This is a genomic window from Streptomyces sp. KR80, assembly GCF_052245555.1.
GTDB lineage: Bacteria > Actinomycetota > Actinomycetes > Streptomycetales > Streptomycetaceae > Streptomyces.
In genome coordinates this window covers 1-25,368 of record NZ_JBQQCD010000024.1, presented here as the reverse complement: position 1 = coordinate 25,368, position 25,368 = coordinate 1, and the positions used below count along the sequence as shown (strand labels likewise).

Sequence of the window (25,368 nt, the reverse complement as noted above, 5' to 3'; positions counted from 1 at the left end):
GGCAGCCGGACACGACAGCAGAAAACGCCTCGCGTCGGCGGGACATGACCTTCCCGGCAGTGAAGCGGAACCGTCTGACGCGCTGACACGTCGAACACAACGACCGGCATCGACCACGCCGGTCGCGCCGACGCGCAGTTCCCCCGGTGGTCACCGGCCGCCGGGGCTCTCGGTATGCGCGGATCACGGCTGAAAGACGCCCTTGCGGCCACGGGCCCGCCCGCCAAATACTCCCCCCAGCGTTTGTCAGGGGCACGACGTATCCGAAATCCGGACACATGCGGAATCCGTAGTGCTCGACTGGCTGCGCCTCATGGGCCCGCCCACCCAAGCGGACCCCCGATTCCCCTCTGGAGGAACCAGTGAGGATCAAGCGCACGACCCCCCACGGCGGCACAGCGAGACGTACCCGGCTGATCGCCGTGGCGTCCGGGCTCGTTGCCGCGACGGCGCTCGCAGTGCCCGCCGCCAATGCCGAGACCACCGCACGCTCCTACAGCGCTGAGGCGCTCTCCGCGGCGGGCGACGCGGTGCTCGCCGCAGACGTGGCAGGCACCGCATGGCATATCGACAAGAAGACCAATGCCCTTGTCGTCACTGCCGACAGCACGGTCTCGCGTGCCGAGATCGCGGACATCAAGAAGGAAGCCGGTGCGAACGCCGGCGCCATCCGTATCGAACGCACCCCCGGCAAGCTCAGCAAGCTCATCTCCGGCGGCGACGCCACCTACGCCGCCAGCTGGCGCTGTTCGCTCGGTTTCAACGTCCGCAGCGGCAGCACGTACTACTTCCTCTCCGCCGGTCACTGCACTGACGGCGCGGGCACCTGGTACGCGAACTCCGCCCGTACCACCGTCCTCGGCCCGACCTCCGGCTCGAGCTTCCCCGGCAACGACTACGGCATCGTCCGGTACAGCAACACCTCGATCAGCAAGCCGGGCACGGTCGGCAGCCAGGACATCACCAGCGCCGCGGACGCCACGGCGGGCATGTCGGTCACCCGGCGCGGCAGCACCACCGGAACCCACAGCGGTCAGGTCACCGGCCTGAACGCCACGGTGAACTACGGCAACGGCGACGTCGTCTACGGCATGATCCGCACGAACGTCTGCGCCGAGCCCGGCGACAGCGGCGGCCCGCTCTACTCCGGCAGCCGGGCCATCGGCCTGACCTCCGGCGGCAGCGGAAACTGCAGCTCCGGCGGTACGACCTTCTTCCAGCCGGTGAGGGAGGCGCTGAGCGCGTACGGCGTGAGCGTCTACTGATCCGGACTCCCCCGCGCCGCCCGTCCCGGACGCCGTACGGACCCGGAGCGACCTGATGATCCGGGGTACGGTCCCGACCGACCAGGGCGCCGACCCGCAGTGCGACAGGTGAGCCCCTGCCTCGCTCCACCTCCCGGCCCGATGTCCGGGGGAGGACCGGGCGGGGGCTCACCCTGCTCGTGGGCGGCCCCACTCCCCACCCGCCCGGTATCGGATTTATCGTGGAGACCAGGCCCCGAACGGGGTATTGCTCGCGATACGGACGGCAGGTGGCCGTGATGGTCGAGGAGCTCGTGGCGGCGGGTGCGGCGGTACTCTCCTGCGGCGCGGTGTACGCCATGGCAGCAGCCCGTGTGATCAAACAGTACGAGCGCGGGGTCGTCCTCCGCCTCGGACGGCTGCTGCCCAAAGTCCGCGAACCGGGATTCACCATGATCGTTCCGATCGTGGACCGCCTCCGCAAGGTGAACATGCAGATCGTCACGATGCCGGTGCCGGGGCAGGAAGGCATCACGCGCGACAACGTGACGGTACGGGTCGACGCCGTCGTCTACTTCAAGGTCGTGGATGCCGCCGACGCGATCGTCAACGTCGAGGACTACCGGTTCGCCGTCTCACAGATGGCCCAGACCTCACTGCGCTCGATCATCGGCAAGAGCGAGCTCGACGATCTGCTGTCCAACCGGGAGAAGCTCAATCAGGGCCTGGAGCTGATGATCGACAGCCCTGCCCTCGGCTGGGGCGTGACCGTGGACCGGGTGGAGATCAAGGACGTCTCGCTGCCGGAGACGATGAAGCGGTCGATGGCCCGCCAGGCGGAGGCCGACCGCGAGCGGCGTGCCCGGGTCATCAATGCCGACGCGGAGCTGCAGGCCTCGAAGAAGCTGGCGGAGGCCGCCACGCAGATGGCGGACACGCCGTCGGCGCTGCAACTGCGGCTGCTGCAGACCGTGATGGCGGTGGCCGCCGAGAAGAACTCCACGCTGGTGCTGCCCATCCCGGTGGAGCTGCTGCGCTTCCTGGAGCGGGGATCGCAGGGGCTGTATCCGGCGGTCGAGGAGCGGGACGCGGAGCGGACGGCGCCGGCGCCGACGCCACCGGAGTCTTCCGGGGCCGACAGCCCGGTTCCCGCCGAGCCCGGCCAGGCCGATGGTGAGCGTCCGGCAAGTGACCGGTCACCATCGGATTCCGGAACCGGAGGGACTGTTTCCGGACAGGAGTAGACCTCACCCACTGCTGACCACTCATCCGCGGTGAGTGCTCACCCGCCGAACTAAACGTGCCAGAACGCCGATGCGCGCCTTTACGGGGCGCATCGGCGTTCTGGTGTGCGCGGCCCGAAGTCAACCTTGTGCACTGCTTAGCCCCCCGGAATACTTCGGCAGGACTATTGGCATGAACGCGACTATGGACGCTTGCTGTCCTGGTGCGCGTTCTGCCGTCCTCCGGGCCAATGCTCCCCACGGCAGGCCCAACCCCCCACTGGAGGTCCTGAGTTGAAGCATCGACGGATCACAAAGCGGCGCACGGCGATCGCGGGTGCGGGACTGGCGGCGGTCGTCGCCGCAGCGCTCACCTTGTCGAATGCCAATGCGTCGCCCTCCGCCCCGAGCCCGGACACCCTGTCTGTCTCGGCGGCGACGAAGCTGGCGTCCGCGGTCGTCTCCGATCTCGGCGCCGACACGGCCGGCTCGTACTACGACGCCAAGGCCAAGAAGCTCGTGGTCAATGTCCTCGACGAGGCGGCCGCGGACGCGGTCCGCGAGCAAGGTGCCGAGGCGAAGATCGTACGGAACACGCTCGCCCAGCTGACGTCGGCGCGCGAGACGCTGGCCGACAAGGCCACGATTCCGGGCACCTCATGGTCGATCGACCCGCGGACGAACAAGGTCGTCGTGACGGCGGACCGCACCGTCAAGGGTGCCGCGCTCGGCCGGCTCAACAAGGTGGTCGACAGCCTCGGCGGCAAGGCCGTGGTGGAGCGGACGGCCGGTGAGTTCAAGCCCTTCATCGCGGGCGGCGACGCCATCCACAGCAGTGGTGCACGCTGTTCGCTCGGCTTCAATGTGAAGGTGGGCGACGGGGCCGGTTTCCTCACCGCCGGTCACTGCGGGGACGAGGGCAGCACGTGGTCCGAGTCCGCGGGCGGCTCCGCGATGGGCACCATGGAGAAGTCCAGCTTCCCGGGCGACGACTTCGCACTCGTGAAGTACACGGGTGATGTCGAGCACCCCAGTGCGGTGAACCTCTACAACGGCAGCACGCAGGCGATAGCCAAGGCCGGCGAAGCCACCATCGGTCAGAAGGTGCAGCGCAGCGGCAGCACCACCCAGGTGCACGACGGCGAGGTCACCGGCCTCAACGAGACCGTGAACTACGCCCAGGGCACGGTCGAGGGTCTGATCAAGACCACGGTCTGCGCCGAGCCGGGCGACAGCGGCGGCGCGCTCTTCGCCGGTGACACGGCGCTGGGCCTGACCTCGGGCGGCAGCGGCAACTGCACCTCGGGCGGCACGACCTTCTTCCAGCCGGTGCCTGAGGCGCTGGAGGCGGTCGGCGCCGAGATCGGCTGATCTCGGCCTCGTCGCCCCACGCCATCGGCACCCCCGATGCGTCATCCGGCCGTCGGAACGGCCGGCCAGCCGGTCTCCGGACACCACCCATAGTGTCCGGAGACCGGCGCCGTCGCGTCCGAGTCCCCCACGGCCCCGGGGCGCGACGGCCCCATGAAAGACCTCGCTCAGCGGGTCTTCGAGCGGCAGTTCCCAGCCTGCTCCGCCGGACCCGCATCGTCGGCGGTCGCGCTGGTGTCCCGGGTCAGAAGGAGAAGACGCCCCCCTGGGAGCCCTCCATCACGCAGCGGTTGGCGAAGGTGTGGGACCAGGAGACCCTGCGCCCTTCCCAGACACCGTCCGCGGTGACCACGACCGGGTCCCAGATCCTGGTGCACACGCGGGTGGAACCGCTGGTGTCGGCCAGCTGCTCGAAATCCCCCTTCACCTCGTGCAGTTGCGCACACGCCTGTGAGGCCGCCGGGTGCGTGCCGGTCGGCTTGGGGCTACAGCTCAGCAGTACGGCCCGCTCCACCGCGGCGGTCGCCGCGTCCTCGCCCCTGCCGGTGGTGAGCACCAGCGCGGAGGGGGCGTACAGACGCTCGGCGTCCGCAGGTGCGGCCTGCGCCGTACCGGTCGTGCCCGCCAGGGCTCCGACGGTCAGAGCGGCAGTCGCTCCCAAGGCCCCCAGGGTGTACCGCATATCGAACTCCTTTGTTCTCGCGGGTGCAGATTCCGGACCGGAGTCTTGCTCATGCGAACAGTGAATGCACGCCCGGCGGTCACTTCTGGTCGCGAGGTGGCAGCAGATCGTGCCCGAATGGACATTCGGGCAGGTCAGGGGTGTGCGAAGAGAATGTGAACGCCGTCCATAATGTGGGCAAAACTGCTTCGTTCAAGTAAAAACAACCATCTGAGCTGCGCAAATGCCTAAACGGGCGGTTGGCCGGCCGGCTCACCTCGACCGGAAACCGACGTTCCTCGTCTCATCTGCCGACGGCCGCGACGGATCCGTACGCCGCCCGGACCGGCTGGCGACCGTGCGGCCGCGGGTCCGGGTGGCGGGCCGCCGTACGGTGATGTCCGATATCCGCCAGCATCCGCTCGCCCGGGCGCGCACAGTGGACTCGTGATGAACGAAGACAGCAGGTACGAGGCGGTGCGCAGCAGGGACGCCCGATTCGACGGTGAGTTCTTCTTCGCCGTCTCCACCACCGGCATCTACTGCCGCCCCAGCTGCCCCGCGATCACCCCCCGGCGCGAGAACGTCACGTTCTTCCCCACCGCGGCCGCCGCCCAGAGCTCGGGATTCCGCGCCTGCCGCCGCTGCCGCCCCGACGCGGTGCCGGGCTCCGCCGAGTGGAACGCCCGCGCAGACGTCGTCGGCCGGGCCATGCGCCTGATCGGCGACGGCGTCGTCGACCGCGAGGGAGTGGCCGGGCTGGCCGGCCGCCTCGGCTACAGCGCCCGGCAGGTGCAGCGTCAGCTGGGCGCCGAACTCGGCGCGGGCCCCATCGCACTCGCCCGGGCCCAGCGCGCTCACACCGCACGAGTGCTGCTGCAGACCACCGAACTGCCCGCAGCGGAGATCGCTTTCGCAGCCGGCTTCGCCAGCGTGCGGCAGTTCAACGACACCATCCGGGCGATCTACGCGACAACGCCCGGCGAGTTGCGCGCCGCCCGGCCCGGCCGCGCCTTCCGCTCCGGAGCGCCTGAGTCGGGGCCGGGGGCCGGAGCGGCCGGTGTGCCGCTGCGGCTCGCCTGCCGAGGGCCGTATGCCTCCGCCGAGCTCTTCGACCACCTGGGAGCGCGGGCCGTCACCGGCATCGAGGAGATCACCGGCGAGCGCGGTGCGCGGACCTATCGGCGCACACTGCGGCTGCCGCATGGCACCGGCATCGCCGAGGTCCGCGAGAAGCCGGGCGGGGGCGCCGCCAGGCCGGGGCCCTCCCGCCGGATGCGGGGTGGAAGCACCCCCAGCGGCACTGCCACCCGTACGGAGTCCGGGGCGGGCTGGCTCGAGTGCCGGTTGCACCTGGACGACCTGCGGGATCTGACCACGGCCACGCAGCGGATGCGGCGTCTGTTCGACCTGGACGCCGATCCGTACGCGGTGGCCGAACGCCTAGGCGCCGACCCGGTGTTGGGCCCGCTCGTCGCCGCGCTTCCAGGCCTTCGGTCCCCCGGAGCGGCCGACGGACCGGAGCTGGCCATCCGCGCCGTCCTGGGCCAGCAGGTCTCGGTGGCCGCCGGACGGCGCCTGGGGGATGCGCTGGTGGCGGCGATCGGTGCACCGCTGGCCGCTCCGAGCGGCGGACTCACCCATCTGTTCCCGCGGGCGGAGGACATCGCCGAGGTCTCGCTCGAGGACTTCGGCATGCCCGAATCCCGGCGCACCGCGCTGCGGACGCTGTGTGCGGCGCTCGCGGACGGCACGGTCCGCCTCGACCCGGGGGCCGACCGGGCCGAGGCGGAGCAGGCGCTCCTCGCCCTGCGCGGCATCGGCCCCTGGACGGCCGGCTACATCCGCATGCGCGCGCTGGGCGACCCGGACGTGCTGCCTGCCGGGGACGCCGCCGTACGGGCCGCACTGCGGCGCCTCGGCGCCTCGACGGCGGACACCGACGCGTGGCGGCCCTGGCGCTCGTACGCCACCCACCACCTGTGGAACTCGGCTGTCCGGGTACAACGAGGCGACGCCATGGACGTGTATCAGGAAAAAGCTTGACGAATGGTGAGAGAGGAACGAGAGATGACCGTCTACATGACGATCGGCAGCCCGCTGGGCGAACTGCTCCTCGTCGGTGAGGAGTCCGCGACGGCGCAGGGCGGCATCGCGCTGGCGTCGCTGTCCATGCCCGGCCAGAAGGGCGCGGCAACGGTCGAGGACGACTGGCGCCACGACCCGGAGGCCTTCGCCGGCATCGCAGCGCAGCTGCGCTCGTACTTCGACGGCGAGCGGACCCGCTTCGACATCGAACACATCACCCGGGGCACCGACTTCCAGCAGCGGGTCTGGAAGGCGCTGGAGGCCATCCCGTATGGCAGCACCATCAGTTACGGGAAGCTCGCCGAGCAGATCGGTCTGCCCCGCGCGGCGGTCCGCGCCCTCGGGGCGGCGATCGGCGCGAATCCGCTGCTCGTCGTGCGCCCGTGCCATCGCGTGATCGGTGCGGACGGCTCGCTGACCGGCTATGCGGGCGGTCTGGAGCGCAAGCGCCGGCTGCTGTCCCTCGAGGGCGTCAGCAACACCGCATGGGGTGACGCCGACAGCGGCGCTGCGGACCCTGGCTGACCGCAATAAACGCTCGACGCGCTGCCCGCATCGTGTCGTACGGATGTTCGAGAGTTGGGCTATGGTGGGGAAGGGGGATGACGAGAAGGATTCGGCCAGGGGGTGGGCGAGTGGCAGGAGGTGCGGATGCCCGGGTTCACGCATCTGCACACCGTCTCCGGGTTCTCCATGCGGTACGGGGCCGCGCATCCGGAGATGCTGGCCGCCCGTGTCGCCGAGCGCGGCATGGACGCTCTCGCGCTGACCGACCGGGACAGCCTTGCCGGGACGGTCCGGTTCGCCCGGGCCTGCGGGAAAGCCGGAGTGCGACCGCTCTTCGGCGCCGGTCTTGCGGTGCGGGAACGCGCCCAGGACCTCGGGGGGCGTACGTCCCGCAGGCGCACTCCGGTGCGCGGCGGGGCGTTCATCGACGAGTCCGCGCCCCGCGTGATCTTCCTCGCGCGGGACGGTGCCTCAGGCTGGGCCACTTTGTGCCGGCTGATCTCCGCCGCCCATGCGGACCCCGACGCCGAGCGGCCCCTCCTGGGATGGCCGGATCTCGAAGAATCCGCGGACAGCGGGCTGACCGTGCTGCTCGGCCCCGACTCCGAGGTCGGCCGGGCGCTCGCCACGGGCCGCCCCGACCGCGCGGCCCGACTGCTCGAGCCCTGGCGGGAGATCCACGGAGACGCGCTCCGGCTGGAGGCCGTGCACCTGGGGCGTACGGGCACCGGTCCCGGCTCGCTCCGGCTTGCCGCCCGTACTCTCGGCTTCGCCGCGGACCAGGGCGTACGGGTCGTGCTGACGAACGCCGTCCGCTACGCCGACCCCCGGCAGGGTCCGGTCGCCGATGTGCTCGACGCCGCCCGCCGTCTCGTGCCCATCGACCCGCGCAAGCCCGACACCCTCGACACCGGTGAGCGCTGGCTCAAGGACGCGCCGGACATGGCCCGCATCGCCGAGCGGATCGCCGAGGCCGCGGGCTTCCGGCGGGACACCGCACGCCGCCTGCTGGAGGAGACGCAGCGGACGGCCGCCGAGTGCCTGGTCGATCCCGAGGACGATCTCGGCCTCGGCAGTGTGCACTTCCCCGAGCCGCACCTGGTGGGCGCGGAGCGGCGCACCGCCGACCGTGCCCTGCGCTCCCGCTGTGCCGCCGCCATGGTGCTGCGCGGCTACGACCGCAGCCGGGAGCGCTGGGAGCGACTTCACGAGGAGCTGGACATCATCGCGTTCCACGGCTTCGCCTCGTACTTCCTCACCGTCGCCCAGGTCGTCGACGACACCCGGGCCCTCGGCATCCGGGTCACCGCCCGCGGTTCCGGCGCCGGGTCCTTCGTCAACCACCTCCTCGGCATCGCGCACGCCGACCCCGTGGAGCACCACCTGCTGATGGAGCGCTTTCTGTCCAGGGACCGGCGCGTGCTGCCCGACATCGACATCGACGTCGAATCGGCGCGACGGCTGGAGGTCTACCGCGCGATCTTCGACCGCTTCGGGGCGGAGCGGGTCGCCACGGTCGCCATGCCCGAGACCTACCGGGTGCGCCATGCCATCCGGGATGTGGGCGCGGCCCTGGGAATGGACCCGGCCGAGGTCGACCGACTCGCCAAGGCCTTCCCGCACATCCGGGCCCGTGACGCCCGGGCGGCGCTCGCCGAACTGCCTGAGCTGCGCCCGGTCGCTGCCGAGCAGGAACGTTACGGCAGGCTGTGGGAGCTGGTCGAGGAGCTCGACGGTCTGCCCCGGGGCATCGCCATGCACCCTTGTGGGGTGCTGCTGTCCGACGCTTCACTGCACGCTCGTACGCCGGTCGTTGCCAGCAGCGGCGAGGGCTTCCCGATGTCGCAGTTCGACAAGGACGACGTCGAGGAGCTGGGACTGCTCAAGCTCGACGTCCTCGGCGTGCGGATGCAGTCCGCGATGGCGCACGCGGTGGCCGAGATCGAACGGGCCTCGGGGGAGCGGGTGGACCTGGACGACCCGGCCATGGTGCCGCCGGGCGACCCGGCGACGTACGACCTGATCCGGTCCACCGAGACGCTCGGCTGCTTCCAGATCGAGTCGCCGGGCCAGCGCGATCTGATCGGGCGGCTCCAGCCCAGCACCTTCCACGACCTCGTCGTCGACATCTCGCTCTTCCGTCCCGGGCCGGTCGCGGCGGACATGGTGCGCCCCTTCATCGAGCGGCGGCACGGGCGGAAGGCGCCGGGCTATCCGCACGAGGACCTGGAGGAGGTGCTGCGCGAGACGTACGGCGTCGTCGTCTTCCACGAGCAGATCATCGAGATTCTGCGGATCATGACCGGTTGCGGGCGGGGGCGCGCGGACGAGGCGCGCCGCGCGCTGTCGGATCCGGAACGGCAGGGGCGGGTACGGACCTGGTTCTGGCGGGAGTCGGCCAAGCGGGGCTACGAGCCGGAGGTGCTGGCGCGCACCTGGGAGATCGTCGAGGCGTTCGGTTCGTACGGCTTCTGCAAGGCACATGCCGTCGCCTTCGCCGTGCCGACGTACCAGTCGGCCTGGCTGAAGGCCCATCACCCGGCCGCCTTCTACGCGGGGCTGCTCACCCATGACCCCGGGATGTACCCGAAGCGGCTGCTGCTGGCGGACGCGCGGCGGCGCGGAGTGCCGATCCTGCCGCTGGATGTGAACCGGTCGGGATCGGCCTATCGGATCGAACTGGTGTCTGGTGATAATGCTGCTTCAGGGGGCAAGTGGGGCATACGGCTTGGTCTCTGCGATGTGCACGGCATCAGCGAGGCCGAGGCGGAGCGGATCGCGGACGGGCAGCCGTACGCCTCCCTCCAGGACCTGTGGCGGCGGGCCCGGCCGGGACGGGCCATCGCCGAACGGCTGGCCCAGGTCGGTGCGTTGGACGCCTTCGGCGGGAACCGGCGCGACCTGCTGCTGCACATCGCCGAGCTGCACCGGCGGCAGAAGGCCTCCCGGCGGGACGGCGGCCCCCACGCCGGACAGCTTCCGCTGGACGCGGACCCGGGTGCCGCGGCCGTCACGGAGCCGGTGGGACTGCCCGACCTCGACGCGGCAGAACGGCTCGGCGCGGAGCTGAACGTGCTCGGCATGGACACCTCCCGCCATCTCATGGGCGACCACCAGGAGTTCATGGAGGAGCTGGGCGTGACCCCGGCGCAGCGGCTGGCCGACGCGCGGCACGGCGAGACGGTGCTGGTCGCCGGCGCCAAGGTCGCCACCCAGACCCCGCCGATCCGTTCCGGGCGCCGGGTCATCTTCACGACCCTCGACGACGGTACGGGCCTGGTCGACCTGGCCTTCTTCGACGACAGCCACGCCTCGTGCGCGCATACGGTCTTCCACTCCTGGCTACTGCTGGTCCGTGGCACGGTTCAGCGGCGCGGACCGCGCAGCCTCAGCGTGGTGGGGGCGGTGGCGTGGAACCTCGCCGAACTCGTGGAGCTGCGCCGCGAGGGCGGTTTGGACGCGGTCGCGGCCCGCCTGGCGGGCACGGGCCCTGACGGCGAGCCGGGCGGCGAACCGGCGCCGGAATCCGCCTCGGAGCCCGGTGACGGGGCGGACTCCGGAGGCGACCGCCGCATCCATCTGCCCACCGGTTACGCCATGCACCCCTGGGCGGACCTCCGCCCCGCGGGCGAGGGCGCCGCCACCGGCCGCAAGCTGTGGCACTCCAGCCCGGGGAGCGCGGGACGATGACCCGGCGAACCCCGAAGCGTGCCGCCTCGCAGCTCCGCCGCTCGGCGGGGAAGCCGCACGGGGCCATGCGCCCCGACGCCCCGCCGCCGAGGGCGCCATACGCGGCCCCGCAGGCAGGTGGCCTGTCAAGTTCCCTGCCCGGCAGGGGGCTTGAGGAGAGGGACGAGTTCGCCGGAGTGCCGGAAGTCGGCGCCTTGGCGACCGGGCTGGGCGACGAGCCGATGGCGGAGTCGGGCCCGGGCGGACGGGCCGGTGCACGCGCGCGTGCCGGAGGCGTGCCGGATCCCGTGCCCGCATGGTCGTCGGTGCGGTTCGGTGCGGGCGTGCGGGCGGATGAGCCGCGGTCTCGCCGCGGGGGCCCGCGGGTCGACGTCTTGGCGGTGCCGCGCGCCGAGGCTCTGGCGGGCGCTCCGGTCGGAGGGTTGCCGACGGTCGGTCAGGACGCCACTGTGGCCGCCGACGCCTCGGCGGCGCGGGCACGCGCGCGTGGGGAGGCGAATGAGGCGGCGCACGTGCTGTATGTGCGGTTTCACGCCATGAGCGGGGAGCCGCTCGGCGACGAGGCGTACGAAGGACTGCTCGGCCTGCTCGGTGAAGTGACCCCCGTCATCGAGGCCCTGCCCCCCGACGCCGCGCTCGCCGACGTGCGCGGCGCGCTGCGCTACTTCCGCCGCGACGCGGTCGGGCTCGCTGAGCTCGTACGCGTTCGCGCGCTCGCCCGCTACGGCGTCGACTGCACCATCGGGGTCGCCGCCAACCCGCTGCTCGCCCGTATGGCTGCCCAGGCCGGACCGACCGGAGCGGCCGGAGCGGTGCGGACCGTTCCCGGCGACCCGGAGGCCGTCGCCGGCTTCCTCGCCCGCAAGCCGGTATCCACCCTGCTCGGGGTCGGCCCGGCGACCGCCCGCACCCTGAGGTCGTACGGCCTGGACAGCCTCGAGCGGATCGCGGCCGTACCGCAGGCCACCCTCCAGCGCATCCTCGGCGCGAGCGCCGGACGGCGCCTTCACGAACGGGCGTGCGGCATCGATCCGACCCCCGTCACTCCGAACGCGCCGGCCCGTTCCATCGGCGCGGAACACCGTTTCGACCACGACGAGTTGGATCCGGACCAGCGGCGCCGGGCGCTGCTCACACTCGCGCACGAGATCGGCACCCGGTTGCGTACGGAGGGCCAAGTCGCCCGTTCCCTGACGCTCACCGTCCGTTACGCCGACCGGTCCACGACGACCCGCGGCCGCGCCCTCCCCGAGCCCACGGCCCACACCCCGGCGCTGACCTCCGCCGCGTACGCGCTGCACGCCTCCCTCGCCCTGCAGCGGGCACGGGTGCGGGCCGTCTCCCTGCGGGCCGAGGACCTGATACCCGCTGAACTGGCCTCCCGCCAGCTGACCTTCGACGACCCGGCGGAGGAGAAGTCCCGTCATATCGAGGCGGCCGCCGACCGTGCCCGGGCCCGCTTCGGTGGGGGCGCGGCCCGTCCTGCCGGGACGCTGCGCGCGGCGTGACGAGGCCGTCGGCACGGACGCGGACGGGCGGCCGACCCGTGCACTCCGGCTAGGCGTTGGCCAAGGATTTGGCCGCCTGGTGAAGGGGATGTGTCGGTTTCTTTACGACCGTGCTACTGGCCAGTTTTGCTACTCGTCCGTAATTTGATGGATGAACAGCTCTCTTGTGATCCGGACCACAGGGTGAAACGGCTACCCCACTCCGTACCGCCCGCAAGGAGATCACATGAAGTTGCCCTGGAAGCGAGCGTGGCGACTCGCGCCCGCGATCCTGCTGACAGCCACCCTGACCGCGGTCCCCACCGCACCCGCCGCCGCGTCCGCCACCACCGTCTCCGCGACCACCGTCTCCGCCGCCACGACCAGCGGCTGGAACGACTTCTCCTGCAAGCCGTCCGCCGCCCATCCCCGGCCGGTGGTCCTCGTGCACGGCACCCTCGGCAACTCCGTGGACAACTGGCTCGGCCTCGCGCCCTATCTGGTCAAGCGCGGCTACTGCGTCTTCTCGCTCGACTACGGCCAACTTCCCGGCGTGCCCTTCTTCCACGGTCTCGGTCCCGTCGAGGACTCGGCCCGTCAGCTGTCCGCCTACGTCGACCGCGTCCTGTCGGCCACCGGAGCCGCGGAGACCGACCTGGTGGGACACAGCCAGGGCGGCATGATGCCGCGTCACTACCTCAAATTCCTGGGCGGCGCGGCGAAGGTGAACGCACTCGTCGGGCTCGCGCCGAGCAACCACGGCACCACGATGAACGGCTTCACCCAGCTGCTCGACCACTTCCCCGGCGCGAAGGAGCTCATCAGCGACAAGACCCCAGGGCTGGCCGACCAGATCCTGGGATCGGACTTCCTGCGGAAGCTCAACGAGGGCGGTGACACGGTGCCCGAGGTGAGCTACACGGTGATCGCGACCAAGTACGACGAGGTCGTCACGCCGTACGGCTCGCAGTTCCTCTCCGGGCCCGGTGTGCGCAACGTCCTGCTCCAGGACCTGTGTCCGCTCGACTTCTCCGAGCACGTGGCCATCGGGCTGTTCGACCGGCTCGCCTTCCACGAGACCGCCAACGCCCTCGACCCCGCCCACGCCACCCCGACGACCTGCTGGTCGCTCGGCTGAACCCCGCGCGATTCCGGCTCCGTTCGGTGCCCGGAGTTCGGTGCCCGGACACGCCGACGCCGCCGCCCCGTGGAGGAGGGAGGGGCGGCGGCGCCTCGGTACGGCGCGTGACCTCGGTACGCCGTACAAACCGCGGCGGTTCAACCGCGGTTGCGTGCGGCCTTTCGGCGGGTGGTCGCGAACAGCAGGGCCGAGCCGAGGGCCAGCACCGCAGCGCCGCCCAGGGCGATCGGGGTGGTGCTGCTGTCGCCTCCGGTCTCGGCGAGGTTGTCGTCCCCGGCCGGTGCGCCCGAGCCGTTCGTCTTGGGGTCGTTGCCCGCGTTCTCCGCCGCGGCCTCGACCGGCTCCGCGGCGTGGTCGTCGCCGCCGTGGCCGTTGTGGTCCACCGTCGACTTGTCGGCACCGGCCTCGATCTGCTCGTCAGTCGGCGTCTCCGGCTGCGGCGCAGGGGCGGAGCCGCCGTTGTCCTTGCCGAAGACGACGTCGGAGCAGGCGTAGAAGGCCTCGGGGCTGTCCGAGCGCTGCCAGATGCTGTAGATGATGTGGCGGCCGGACTTGGAGGGCACCGTGGCGTCGAAGACGTAGGCGCCGTTCTGCAGCGGCGGGTTGGTCACGGTGGCGAACGGCTCGGACTCCAGGTCCGACCACTTCAGCGGCTTCGTCGGGTCGTAGCCGTCCTTGGTCACGTAGAGCTCGATCGAGCCCTTGTGCGGCGCGGTGGCCTTGTAGTTGAAGTTCTGGCTGCCGGCCGAGACGGAGGTCGCCGGCCAGTCGGCGCGCGGCAGATCCAGGCCCTTGTACTTGTCACGACCGGCGCTGCACAGCTTGCCGTCCGGGATGAGCTGCTTGTGCTTCCCCGCGGCGTCGCCGATGTTGACCTCGTGCCAGTCGTAGAACGGCTGAGTGCCGCTCTCCGCGATGGCCGCCTTGCAGGCCGCCGACTTGGGGGTCTCCGGGCCCTCGGCGAAGCAGGCGGCCGTCCGGCTGGCGGGGCCGGTCATGGAACCGTGCGCAGCCGCGGACCCGGCGGCCAGCGCGGTGAGCGCGAGCGGCGCGAGGCCGATAGCGGCGATACCAGCGGCCTTACGACGTGCGGTCATCGCGAGTCTCCTCATCGGTGGGGGGGTGGGTCGGGTGACACGGGCCGCGGCCGGAGGGGGACCGCGAGGGCGGGGTGATGGGCCGCCGGCGCAGCCCCCCGAAGACGGCGCCGACGGCATCTCCCTGTCGCGTCGACCAGCACGCTAGACCCGCAGAGCACCGATTTCCGCTGCTGCGACGGGGGGAAGGCGATCTTTATGGTGCGGTTAAGGGAGCGCTAATCGGGGCCTCAGACAGGGCTGCAGGGAGGCCCACTCAACCGGGCGTCCGGGCGCGCGACCGTCCGTGGTTGTCCAAGCGCGTGTGTCTTGTGTCGTGGTCTGTGGTGCCCAATTGGCGCGGTCCGTGTCCAGCGCCGCCAGGGCGGGCGGCAGTGGCCGCAGCAGTCCGGGCGTCCCGCCCACGGGCGGGACGCCCGGCGCGTCCGGCTCAGGAAGTGGTCAGTTCGTAGAAGCCCCTGCCGAACGTGGCGGCCACCAGTCTGCGGTGCCCCGCGTCGTACTCGATGTCGTCGACCGGAACCTGCGGCATGCCACGGCCGAGGCGCAGCCAGCGGCCGCCGCCCGTGCCGCTGGTGAACACGCCGTGGTCGGTACCGATGTACAGGACGCCGCCCCGCGCGACGACCAGGTCGTTGACGGGCGCCGCCGGGAGGTTGCCCGACAGGTTCCGCCAGTGCCGGCCACCGTCGGTGCTGCCGTACACGTGGGGCAGCGGGGAGCCGGAGCGGTAGCCGGAGTGCGTCGTCCAGATCTGCTCGGGGTCGTTCGGGTCGACGACCACGCGGGTCACCCAAGGGCGCCCCTCGGCCAGCTTCGTCCACGTCGCCCCGAGGTCCTTGGTGACCCACACGCGGCCGTCGTCCGTGCCGACGTACACGGTGTGTCCGTCGCCTGCCGGGGCGATCGAGGTGATCGTGCCGTAGTTGGTGTAGATGGGGTCGGCGCCCGGGCCGCCGGTCAGATCGGGGCTGATGGGCCGCCAGGTCACGCCGCCGTCCGTGGAGCGGTTGAGCACCTCGGAGCCGTAGTAGAGGACCTTCGGGTCGCGGGGGTCGAAGACGACTGGGGTGAACCAGTTGCGGCGCTTGAAGGTGGTCGTGTCCGCGAAGTACGTGAGCTTGTCGCCGCCGTCGGTGGAGCGGAAGCAGTTGCCGTACTGGTAGCAGGCGAAGACGTTGTCGACGTCGGTCGGATTGATGAGGTTCTCCTCGCCGTCGCCGCCGAGGTACTCGTTGAACCCGTCCCCGCCCCAGGAGCGCAGCGAGCCGTTGTCCTGGGCCCCGCCCGAGATCCTGGTGACGTCCTGCGGGCTGATCGCCGCGCTGTAGAGCTGGGTGTACGGCTGGTGGCTGGCCTTGACCCAGCCGCCGTCGCCGCCGGTGTCGGAGCGGTAGACACCGCCGTCGTTGCCGAGGTAGACGCGGCCGGGGCGGCGCGGGTCCCACACCATGGCGTGGTGGTCGACGTGCATGCTCTTGTCGTCAGCCGTCCAGGTGGTGCCGCCGTCCTTCGTCGTCAGCAGGGCGACCCCGGCTACATGCACGTGTTCGGTGTTCCGGGGGTCGATCCACACCTTGCCGAACCACCATCCGAAGCTGGACTGGGAGTCGGTGAGGTCCTTGTTGGCGGGGGTGCGGGTCCAGCTGTCGCCGGCGTCGGCGGAGGTGTAGAACCCCTCGAAGGGGCCACTGGACTTGTTGACGATCGCATAGAGCCGGTCGCCGGCGACGGCGAGGCCGATGCGCCCGACATCGGGGCCCGGGGCGGGCAGGCCACCGCCGAGCCGCTGCCAGGTCCGGCCGCCGTCCGTGCTGCGGAAGACACCCGAGCCCACTCCGCCGTAGGTACGCACGTCGGGGCGGCGGCGGTGGTCCCACAGCACCGCGTAGAGCCGGTCGCCGTCGACGACGATCTCGGTGGCGCCGGTGAACTCGTTGGCCCCGGTGAGGATCCGCTCCCAGGTGGCGCCGCCGTCGTCCGAGCGGTACACGCCCCGGTCGCCACCGCCGTTGTACAGCGATCCGGCCGCGGCGACGTAGATGCGGCGAGGGTTGGCGGGGTCGATGGTGATGGCGCTGATCGCACCGGAGTCGCGCAGGCCGAGCGGCGTCCAGTGGGCGCCACCGTCGGTGCTGCGGTACAGCCCTGTCCCCTCGTAGGTGATGCTTCCGCCGCCGGGATTGGGCTCGCCGGTGCCGACGTACAGGGTGCCGTCCGGGGCGGTGGCGACCGCGCCCATGGCCTGGGTCCAGCTGTCTGGCCACACCGAGTGGAACGTCTGCCCGGCGTCGGTGCTGCGCCACAGCCCGCCGCTGGCGGCCGCCGCATACAGGGTGTCGGCGCGTATGGGGTCGAGCGCGAGGGAGACGATGCGCCCGCCGATGTTGGTGGGTCCGATGGCCTTCCAGCGCCTGCCGGTGGCGGGCAGTTGGCGCGCCTGTGCCGCGGCGAGGTCGTGGGCGTGGCGCGGAATCGACTCTCCCGGCAGGGTTTTCTGGAGGTAGCGGTACTCCGCGGGGGCGGCCGGTCCACGGACCGGCCGGTAGACATCGGATGGCCTAGGCGGCGCCGCGGCCGCCGGTGCTATGAGGACCGCGGCACCGGTGACCGCGGCCAGAACCAACGCAAGCAGACGTCTGCCCATGACACCTTCCTTGTTGCCATGACCGCTTCAAACAGCGATGACCTTACGAGAGAGGGGAGTTGAGCAGAAGAGCGCGAGTCGGCTCTTGCGACAGGCCGGCGGGCCTCACCCACCGAACCCACCCGACCCGGCGCTATCCGCGAAGCAGCAACGATCACTCGGCGGCGTGCGTCTCGACGTGTACGGAAAGGCCCTGGCAAGCATGTCTGGGCGAGTCGATGAGCGAGTACAGGAGTCCCCTGGACGCCGACCAGACTTCCCGGCACACCCTGCGTAGCCATGACGCCGTTCTTTGCGCCTCATGGGCCTGCAGGCTCAGCAGAAGCCGATTCACCTGCTGATACGCAGGTGAGCGGGTCCGTATACGCCAAGACGCAGGCGTATACGGACCCGCTCGGGAGCCGAGCCGCCGGGGGACGGTCAGACGTTGGTCTTCATCGGCTCCTGGTCTTCGTGGGCCTCGTCCGTTTGGCCGGCCTGGCGGGTGTGGACGAACTCCAGGTCTGCAGCGTGAGCAGGGATAGCCGGAGAAGAAAGGGAGAGGAAGCACCGGATGACGAGGACGGCTGTTGTCGTGGGCGCGGGAGTATTCGGCCTGTCGAGGGCCAGAGAGCTGGGCGCCCGCGGCTGGCACGTCACCGTCGTCGACGCCCTGATGGCCCTGGTCATCAAAGGTCGGCGCTGAGCCAAACGCAGCCGCGGCGACAGGTGTCGGAAGGGTGTCAGAGAGGCCCGACCTGCGCGGCGGATGAGTGGTGAGACCGCGAGGGACGGCTGGAGGTCGCTGGAGATCGACTTGTAGAGAACCTAAAGCGTCTTCCGCGAACCTTACTGGCGTCGGACGGAAACACCCGACGCCAGGAATCCTGAGGGGGAGGGAAATCTGATGCTCCGCATCGCCTCGTCGCCTCGCGTGACCACGTCCCTGCTGGTGGTCGCGGTCGACGGCGGTGCTCCGCACCCAGACCAGCCGCTCCCTCTCCCCGCCGGAAGTCGCCCCCCATGTCGCCGGCGCCGCCGTGGACCTCACCCTCTGCACCGCCGTCGGTACCGAACTCGACCTCGGCACCCCGGTCAACGCCAGCCCCGAGGAGAGCGACGGCGCGTGCTACACCGCGGCGCCCAACATCTCCGACATCGCGCGGGACAACCGCCGTGTGCTGTCCGACGCCCTCACCAGGGCCGGGTTCGTCAATTACCCCACCGAGTGGTGGCACTGGTCGTACCGCGACCGGTACTGGTCGGCTATGACCGGGCGCCCGGGGCCCTGTACGGCCCGCAGCGGCCATCGCGATCGCAGCCGGAACACTGACAACTGCGGGGGCAGTGCTGGCCCTGGCACGCTGTCCGCGGTGCTGTCCGCGGTGACACGAGGGGGAGATCGTGACCGGGTCACAGGACGCACAGAGCCTGGGCGCGCTGCTGCTGAAGCTGAAACGGCGCGGTGGGGTCAGCTACGCCCAACTCGCGAGAAGGACGTACACCAGCAGTTCGACACTGCACCGTTACTGCACGGGCACGAGTGTGCCCCCCGACTACGACGTGGTCGTGAGGCTGGCCCGGGAGTGCGGTGCCACGCCGGCTGAGCTGAACAAGCTGCTGCGGCTGTGGACGGCCGCCACGGAGGATGCGCAGCGAGCGGATCCGCTTGCGTCGGATGGATCGCATGGGGACGCGCCGCCCATGGGCGCGTCGCCTTCGACTGCGCCACTTCCGGAAACGTTACGTCCGCAGTCACCGTCCGAGAATCCGCGCGCCGCAGAGCCCTTACCCGTATCCCCCCTGGTCCGTTCCTCGGCCGCGCGCCCCCGCCGATTGCCCGGCCCCGCCGTCCTCTTGGCGCTGCTTCTCGGTGTCCTGGTGTTCGTGCTGGCGCCGAACTCCGGGCTGCCCGCGTCCTCGCAGCCGCCTGCGCCGCCCCGCGCGCCGGGCTCCTCGGGCTCCCCGGGAGACCAGTGGACCGACACTCCCCATCTGGTTCCCGAGACGACCTTCGGAGTCACCATCAACAGCTCCTCCGGCGTCATGCCGTCGTTCCGAGTCGGCAGCGTGCGGCTGTGGGACAGCGGTACCCGCTGGGCGAACATCCAGCCACGGCGCGGGGAGTTCCGCTGGAGTACCCTCGACCGGCTAGTCGACGGCGCCGAACAGGCCGGGCGGCCCGTCTTGTTCGTCCTCGGGGGTACGCCGGCCTGGGCGGCGCCGAAGGGGCCGAAGTCGGTCTACGCCGACGGTTCCCGTACCGCGCCCCCCGACGACCTCGCCGACTGGGATGCCTTCGTCAGGGCGCTCGGCGAGCGCTACCGGGACCGTATCGAGGCGTACGAGCTCTGGGTCATGGCCAACGACCGGCGCTTCTACTCAGGCAGCGTGGAGACGCTTGTCGAGATGACCGAGCGGGCGGACCGGATCCTGAAGGACGCCGCCCCCGAGGCCACGGTGGTCTGCCCGGGCATGGGCCGCCTGTGGGAGCGCGACGCGCTGCCCTTCCTGCGGCGTTTCGCGAAACTCGGTGGATACGACCACTGCGATGTGGCGGGGATCAAGCTGCATCAGCGGCACGCGTCGGATCCGCCGGAAACCATGGCCAAGGTGCTGACCGCCGTGGATGAGACCCTGCACCGGGTTGGTGTGCACCCACCGCTGTGGAGCACAGGGACGACATACGACCTGCCGCTCCAGGGGTCACTCTCTCCCGAGCGCGCCCGCGACTACGCCGTCCGCTTCTTCTTGGTGGGGCTGTACGGACGGGAGGTCAACCTACGGCGTATGTACTTCTACAACTGGGGGAGCGGCCACATCCCGATCGTGCTTCAGGCCGAGGGCGCGCCACCCACCAAGGCCGCCCGGGCGGTCGAGCAGCTGCAACGATGGCTCGCGGGCGCCCGTATCCATGGCTGCGGACACGGGGCGGCCGAGGGACTGCCGGACAAGGTGTGGCAGTGCGGATTCTCGGGCGGGCCGCACGGGCCGGGTGGCCGTGCGGTCATCCGGTGGGCCGAGTCCGGTACGGCCACCACCATGGTGGGGTCCCGCGGCCGGTCTGTGCACGCTCTCGACGGGACTGTGGTCCCTGTTCAGGTCGGTGACGAAGTCGAGATCACCGAGGAACCGGTGTTGATCTCCAGCCGACGGGTTCCCGTCGGCGACTGATGACGGTCGCCGATGCCAAGTGATCGCGAGCGGGCGGTCGGAGCCGACCCGGCCAGGGGGATGGCCCGGGGCGTGGCGCGTCGTCGGCTCCCGAAGGGATTCCTGCGCTCCTCCAGCGAGGAGAAGATCACCCGGTCCTCTCCCGCTCCCCGACCGTCGCGGGAGGTACGGCAGCAGAATCCTCGATGGAGCCGGCGCTCCCCGAGCGCCTAGAGGTGGCGCCGCCGGAGGAGCGGTCGATCACCACCACGAGGCAGCACCGCCCTGAGTACGAAACCCTGATTTCAGTTCACCTGTCGCCGACAGTACGGGCCCCTTCCCGCCCGGTCGCGGGAAGGGGCCCGTCGAGTCTGACTCGCTATCGGGTCAGCACCGGTAACTCTCGATGTCGATGTCGTAGTTGTCCGACACCTTCACCCAGATGGTCCGTGACGGCCTGTACGTCTTGAATCTGCCGTTCTCCTGGCCGTCCGTGTTCCACTGCACCTTCATCTTGCAGCCGCGGCCAACGCGGAACGAGTCAGTGTCCTTGAACGCAGACGTGTAGGAGTGCTGCCCCGGCTTGAGCCACTTGTATTTGTTGCGGGAGCAGGTCTGCGGACCACGCGAGCGGTTGCTGATGGCTCCGTTTCTGCCACTTCCGCACCAGTCCCGCGCCACCCGGACGTTCCTGCGCGACAAGTTCTGGATCTCGCTGCACCCGAACCAGCTGCAGCCGCCCTGTGCCCCGAGGGCGCCGTCCGGCGCCGTCGGGGACACCTGAGCGGCCTTCGCCCGCGCCGCCGCGCTGGCAGCGGCGTGGGCGGGCACCGAGGCCAGACTGGCCACCGGCAGGGCGAGCGCCCCCGCAGTGATCACCCCTGTGATCGTGCTGAATCTCATGGATCCTTCCCCGTGTTAGGTACGTGCCCCGGACACCTCCCGTCCGGGGCAGCCCCAAGGCTGCAGGGCCTCGAGGCGATCGCCATAACCATGGGACCCCCGGCCGGGGCCGGCAACGCTCTGTGCGACGCGCGGGACGAGCGGGACGTTCCCCCCATCCTGATCTGCAGGTTCGACGGTGCATCGGGACGTGTGGATTCGTTTTGCGCCGGACAACGACACGAATAACGGAGGACGCCTGTTGGGCACCACGGGGCCAACAGATGAGTTGGCCAGGCTTTTACGTGGGCTGAGTACTCCAGTCAGAGTTCGTGTTTCTGCCGCCCCCTTTGCGGTGTCCCGGGCCTGGGCAGCAAGGACGGCGAGGAAGGCATGGGCGAGCATGGCCAGGGTGATGTGCCGATACCAGCCCACGTAACGGCGGACCTCGTACTCGTCCAGGCCGCACTCGTTCTTCGCGGCCTGGAAGCACTCTTCAATCGCCCAACGTGAGCCGGCGACGCGGGCCAGCTCGGCGATCTCGATCCCGATAGGTGCGTAAGCGAGGTAGTAGGCGAGCTCGCTGGGGTCAGACAGGCTGCGGCGGGCTATCACCCAGCGGTGATGGGTTGGCGGATCGGGGTCGAAGACGAGGCTCCTTTCCTGTGATGCCCGAAGGCATCCGGACGGTTTCCGGAGAGAGCTCTCACGGGGACATGACGCGGTGAACGCGGGCGGGGATGCTTAAGGCACTCCTAAGGCCCAACCCGGCGCACGGTGCGATAGCTGCAGCCTTGCCCTGACCTGCACAAAGGGCCGGAGGAAGGCTGCAGGCCCTTACGGTGCGGTTAAGGAACCACTCAGCAGTCATTGAAGAACGAGCCGGTGAGGGCCCGTGGCAGGGTGTTCCCATGACCGGACCGAGCCCTCACGCGAGCCCGCGCTCTCCTGCGCTGGCACTCGTCGAAGCCGTCGTCGACCCCGGCAGCTGGCGCCGCTGGGACGAACCCGTGACCGTCACGACCGAGGACGCGGACTACCGAGCCGACCTGGAGCAGGCCCGTGAGCGCACCGGCCTCGACGAGTCCGTCGTCACCGGCGAGGGCCGGATCCGCGGGCGTCGGGTGGCCGTCCTCGCCTGTGAATTCCGCTTCCTGGCCGGCTCGATCGGCATGGCGGCGGGGGAACGGCTCATACAGGCCGTGGAGCGGGCCACGAAGGAACGGCTGCCGCTGCTCGCCGCCCCCGCCTCCGGTGGCACGCGCATGCAGGAAGGCACGGTCGCCTTCGTCCAGATGGTGAAGGTCACCGCGGCCATCGCCGACCACAAGGCGGCCGGACTGCCGTATCTGGTGTACCTGCGCCATCCGACCATGGGCGGCGTCCTGGCTTCGTGGGGCTCCCTGGGGCATGTCACCGCGGCCGAACCGGGCGCGCTCATCGGCTTCCTGGGCCCGCGCGTCCACGCGGCCCTGTACGGCGAGGAGTTCCCGGCGGGAGTCCAGACCGCGGAGAACCTCCTCGCCAACGGCTTGGTGGACGCCGTCTTCCCCGCGGACCGGCTCCCCGACGTGGTGGCCCGCGCCCTCTCCGTGCTCTGCGGTGACACCGCCGCTGCGGCACCACCGGAACGCCCGGCCGAGGCCCGCGGCCGGGCAGGGGCAGCGACACCGCCGCAGGCGGGCGAGGACCCGGCAGCGGGGGCCGGTCGGGACGCCAGCGGCGGTGCGTCGACCGCGGAGTCGATCCGGCGCTCGCGGCGGACCGACCGCCCGGGCGTGCGTGCCCTGTTGAAGGTCGCCGGTCGCGATGTCACCCCGCTCAACGGGACGGGCGCAGGCGAGCACGACCCGGGCCTGCTGCTCGCGCTGGCCCGCATCGGGGGCACGCCCTGCGTCGTCCTCGGTCACGACCGCCGGGCCGAGGTCGCTCCGCCGCTGGGGCCCGGCGGGCTGCGCGAGGCCCGCCGCGGTATGCGCATCGCCGCGGAACTCGACCTTCCACTGCTCACCGTCGTGGACACGGCGGGCGCCGCGCTCTCCCGGGAGGCCGAAGAGGGCGGTCTCGCCGCGGAGATCGCCCGCTGCCTCGCCGACCTCGTCACCCTGCCCGCCCCGACGCTGTGCCTGCTCCTGGGCCAGGGCGCGGGGGGCGGCGCGCTTGCGCTGCTGCCCGCGGACCGGGTGATCGCGGCCCGGCACGCCTGGCTCTCACCCCTGCCGCCCGAGGGCGCGTCCGCGATCCTGTACCGGACCACGGACCGGGCGTCCGAGGTGGCGGCCCGCCAGGGGGTGCGCTCCGCCGACCTCCTTGCGCACGGCATCGTCGATCGCATCGTCGAGGAGTCCTCCGGAGGGGAGGGCGGCGGTGACGCCGCCGACGAGCCGGAGCCCTTCCTCACCTGCCTCGGCGGGGTCCTGGGCGCCGAACTGGCGTCCCTGCGCTCCCAGGAGCCCGCCGCCCGCCGCACCGCCCGCCGAGCCCGCCACCGCGGCCTGGGAGGGAGTTGACCGCCGACCGCCACAGACCACTGGCCGATGTCCCCCATCCAGTGAGCGGTGGCTGACATTCGCGCGCCACGGCGCGCACGGACCTCGGCGGCTGCACACAATGGGTGCCACAAAGCACAGCCGTCCGCGAGGAGCCCCCGTGAGTCTGAAGGTCGTCGTCGACAGCCATGCCGCCGAGCCGCCGTACGAGCAGGTACGTGCGCAGATCGCCGACCAGGCGCGCTCGGGAGCCCTGCCGGTCGGCTACAAGCTGCCGACCGTGCGTGGGCTGGCCGAACAGCTCGGGCTCGCGGCGAACACGGTGGCCAAGGCGTATCGCGCGCTGGAGTCGGACGGCGTGGTCGAGACGCGCGGGCGCAACGGCACGTTCGTCGCGGCGGCCGGCGATGCCGCCGAGCGGGAGGCGGCCGCAGCAGCTATGGCCTACGCACAGCGGGTCCACCGCCTCGGCCTGGACCGGGCCGCCGCGCTCGCGGCGGTGGAGGACGCACTGCGTGCCGCCTTTACCGCAGGTTGACGCGTCGTGGCTGGTCAGCCCCCCGACGAGGGCGCGGGGCGCTGACCCCGTGGTTCGGGTGCCGACGCTTCCGGGGCGGCCGGTTCGGCGACGATCACGTAGGCCGGGCTGAGAAGCCGTTCGCCCAGCCGGTAGCCGGGCCGGAGGACCACGGCGCATGTGGCGCGGTCGACGTCCTCGGAGGGCGACTGGTAGAGCGCCTTGTGCTGTCTGGGGTCGAACGGTTCGCCGGGTGTGCCGAAGGAGTGCAGCCCCAGCGCTGCCAGGTGGGTTTCGAGGGCGTCGGCGACGGCGATGAAGCCGTCGGTCATATCGCCACGGCCGCGGGCCTCCTCGACGGTGTCGAGGACGGGCAGGAGCTCGCGGAGTACGTCGGCCACGGCGGTCTCACGGATCGCCAGCCGGTCGCGCCGGACCCGCTTGCGGTAGTTGTCGTACTCGGCCTTCAGCCGCTGCAGGTCCGCGGTGCGCTCGACGAGCCGCGCCTGCAGCTCCGCGGGGTGTGGCTGCTGCGGCTGGTCCGGCTGGGAGCCGTGACCGCGCGGGGAGGGCGACGGCATGGACGTCCCGCCTGGGGGCACCGCAGGCACCGTCCAGACGGAGTCCGGGGGAGGCGTCCGAGGGAGGCTCGCCTCGGCGTCCCGGCCGGCGGCCGGCAACGGCGCCCGGGGCCGGGGCCGGTCGACGGCGGACCGGGAAGACGCTGCCAGGGCGGACCGGGAAGGCGGTGCGAGGGCGGCCGGATGGGTGCGCATCGCATCCGAGGCGATCGCCGGCGTCCGCTGCTGGCGTCCGTGTCGAGAGCCGGTCGGGTGACTCATCCGGTACCTCCCTGAGGCTTGTCCTCGTCGACGATCTCGGCGTCGACGACATCCTCCTCGCTCTTCGCCTCGCCGGGCCCCGCGGTACCGGCGCCCGCCGTACCGCCCGCGCCTTCGGCCTGGGCCTTGGCGTAGATCGCCTGCCCCATCTTCTGGCTGACCGCGGCGACCTTCTCGGTCGCGGTGCGGATCTCCGCCGTATTGCCGCCCTCGGCGGGCTCCGCCTTGAGCTTCTCCTTGAGGTCGGCCACCGCCGTCTCGACCTCGGTCTTCACCTCGCCCGGGACCTTGTCCTCGTTGTCCTTGAGGAACTTCTCGGTCTGGTAGACGAGCTGCTCGGCCTGGTTGCG

The 25,368-nt window shown here is 71.2% G+C and carries 18 protein-coding genes and 2 pseudogenes; 13 read left to right on the top strand and 7 right to left on the bottom strand.

Annotation, left to right across the window (positions count from 1 at the left end; all coding sequences use genetic code 11):
- Nucleotides 1-362: 362 nt before the first annotated feature.
- The 3 genes from ACTWQI_RS26040 to ACTWQI_RS26030 all read left to right on the top strand — a co-directional run bounded on the left by ACTWQI_RS26040 (nt 363) and on the right by ACTWQI_RS26030 (nt 3,838).
- Nucleotides 363-1,265, top strand: a complete 903-nt coding sequence (locus ACTWQI_RS26040) for a S1 family peptidase (RefSeq protein ID WP_443274184.1) — start codon at nt 363-365, stop codon at nt 1,263-1,265.
- Nucleotides 1,266-1,543: 278 nt separating this feature from the next.
- Nucleotides 1,544-2,488: a slipin family protein gene (locus ACTWQI_RS26035; protein WP_443274183.1), complete on the top strand. Its 945-nt coding sequence runs from the start codon at nt 1,544-1,546 to the stop codon at nt 2,486-2,488.
- 273 nt (nt 2,489-2,761) lie between these two features.
- A complete protein-coding gene (locus ACTWQI_RS26030; protein ID WP_443274182.1) occupies nt 2,762-3,838 on the top strand; it encodes a S1 family peptidase in 1,077 nt (358 codons plus the stop codon).
- Nucleotides 3,839-4,082: 244 nt separating this feature from the next.
- Here the strand turns inward: ACTWQI_RS26030 and ACTWQI_RS26025 are convergent, their stop codons facing one another.
- Nucleotides 4,083-4,520: a subtilase-type protease inhibitor gene (locus ACTWQI_RS26025; RefSeq protein WP_443274181.1), complete on the bottom strand. Its 438-nt coding sequence runs from the start codon at nt 4,518-4,520 to the stop codon at nt 4,083-4,085.
- 429 nt (nt 4,521-4,949) lie between these two features.
- On the opposite strand from ACTWQI_RS26025, the gene ACTWQI_RS26020 reads away from it, so the two are divergent.
- From ACTWQI_RS26020 to ACTWQI_RS26000, 5 genes are all read left to right on the top strand, one after another.
- A complete protein-coding gene (locus ACTWQI_RS26020) occupies nt 4,950-6,545 on the top strand; it encodes an AlkA N-terminal domain-containing protein (RefSeq protein WP_443274228.1) in 1,596 nt (531 codons plus the stop codon).
- A 24-nt stretch (nt 6,546-6,569) separates the two neighbouring features.
- Nucleotides 6,570-7,112 carry a methylated-DNA--[protein]-cysteine S-methyltransferase gene (locus ACTWQI_RS26015; RefSeq protein WP_443274180.1) on the top strand — a complete coding sequence of 181 codons (543 nt, stop codon included), beginning with the start codon at nt 6,570-6,572 and terminating at the stop codon, nt 7,110-7,112.
- 126 nt (nt 7,113-7,238) lie between these two features.
- A complete protein-coding gene (locus ACTWQI_RS26010; protein WP_443274227.1) occupies nt 7,239-10,784 on the top strand; it encodes a DNA polymerase III subunit alpha in 3,546 nt (1,181 codons plus the stop codon).
- Between the two features lie 536 nt (nt 10,785-11,320).
- A complete protein-coding gene (locus ACTWQI_RS26005) occupies nt 11,321-12,292 on the top strand; it encodes a DNA polymerase Y family protein (RefSeq protein ID WP_443274226.1) in 972 nt (323 codons plus the stop codon).
- Between the two features lie 226 nt (nt 12,293-12,518).
- Nucleotides 12,519-13,409: an esterase/lipase family protein gene (locus ACTWQI_RS26000; protein ID WP_443274179.1), complete on the top strand. Its 891-nt coding sequence runs from the start codon at nt 12,519-12,521 to the stop codon at nt 13,407-13,409.
- Between the two features lie 140 nt (nt 13,410-13,549).
- On the opposite strand, the gene ACTWQI_RS25995 is transcribed toward ACTWQI_RS26000, so the two are convergent.
- Nucleotides 13,550-14,509 carry a lytic polysaccharide monooxygenase auxiliary activity family 9 protein gene (locus ACTWQI_RS25995; RefSeq protein WP_443274178.1) on the bottom strand — a complete coding sequence of 320 codons (960 nt, stop codon included), beginning with the start codon at nt 14,507-14,509 and terminating at the stop codon, nt 13,550-13,552.
- Nucleotides 14,510-14,939: 430 nt separating this feature from the next.
- A complete protein-coding gene (locus ACTWQI_RS25990) occupies nt 14,940-17,156 on the bottom strand; it encodes a WD40/YVTN/BNR-like repeat-containing protein (RefSeq protein ID WP_443274177.1) in 2,217 nt (738 codons plus the stop codon).
- Between the two features lie 553 nt (nt 17,157-17,709).
- Here ACTWQI_RS25990 and ACTWQI_RS25985 point away from each other — a divergent pair.
- The 3 genes and pseudogenes from ACTWQI_RS25985 (at nt 17,710) to ACTWQI_RS25975 (ending at nt 20,309) form a co-directional block, all read left to right on the top strand.
- Nucleotides 17,710-17,841 (top strand): hypothetical protein, encoded by a 132-nt coding sequence (locus tag ACTWQI_RS25985; RefSeq protein WP_443274176.1) that lies wholly within the window; start codon nt 17,710-17,712, stop codon nt 17,839-17,841.
- 268 nt (nt 17,842-18,109) lie between these two features.
- Nucleotides 18,110-18,468 (top strand): annotated as a pseudogene (locus ACTWQI_RS25980) (M15 family metallopeptidase); the annotation flags it as partial.
- 71 nt (nt 18,469-18,539) lie between these two features.
- On the top strand, nt 18,540-20,309 hold the full coding sequence (locus ACTWQI_RS25975; RefSeq protein WP_443274175.1) for a helix-turn-helix domain-containing protein: 1,770 nt from the start codon (nt 18,540-18,542) through the stop codon (nt 20,307-20,309).
- A 366-nt stretch (nt 20,310-20,675) separates the two neighbouring features.
- On the opposite strand, the gene ACTWQI_RS25970 is transcribed toward ACTWQI_RS25975, so the two are convergent.
- Nucleotides 20,676-21,191, bottom strand: coding sequence for a hypothetical protein (locus tag ACTWQI_RS25970; protein ID WP_443274174.1), 516 nt, complete (start codon nt 21,189-21,191; stop codon nt 20,676-20,678).
- Nucleotides 21,192-21,503: 312 nt separating this feature from the next.
- Nucleotides 21,504-21,806, bottom strand: a pseudogene (locus tag ACTWQI_RS25965) (IS701 family transposase); the annotation flags it as partial.
- A 275-nt stretch (nt 21,807-22,081) separates the two neighbouring features.
- Here ACTWQI_RS25965 and ACTWQI_RS25960 point away from each other — a divergent pair.
- Nucleotides 22,082-23,680 (top strand): carboxyl transferase domain-containing protein, encoded by a 1,599-nt coding sequence (locus ACTWQI_RS25960; RefSeq protein ID WP_443274173.1) that lies wholly within the window; start codon nt 22,082-22,084, stop codon nt 23,678-23,680.
- 139 nt (nt 23,681-23,819) lie between these two features.
- On the top strand, nt 23,820-24,197 hold the full coding sequence (locus ACTWQI_RS25955) for a GntR family transcriptional regulator (protein ID WP_443274172.1): 378 nt from the start codon (nt 23,820-23,822) through the stop codon (nt 24,195-24,197).
- 14 nt (nt 24,198-24,211) lie between these two features.
- Here ACTWQI_RS25955 and grpE read toward each other — a convergent pair whose 3' ends face one another.
- On the bottom strand, nt 24,212-24,757 hold the full coding sequence (gene grpE, locus ACTWQI_RS25950) for a nucleotide exchange factor GrpE (protein ID WP_443274171.1): 546 nt from the start codon (nt 24,755-24,757) through the stop codon (nt 24,212-24,214).
- A gap of 257 nt (nt 24,758-25,014) precedes the next feature.
- Nucleotides 25,015-25,368, bottom strand: a 354-nt coding sequence (locus tag ACTWQI_RS25945) for an Hsp70 family protein (RefSeq protein WP_443274170.1), incomplete at its 5' end; no start/stop codon positions are given.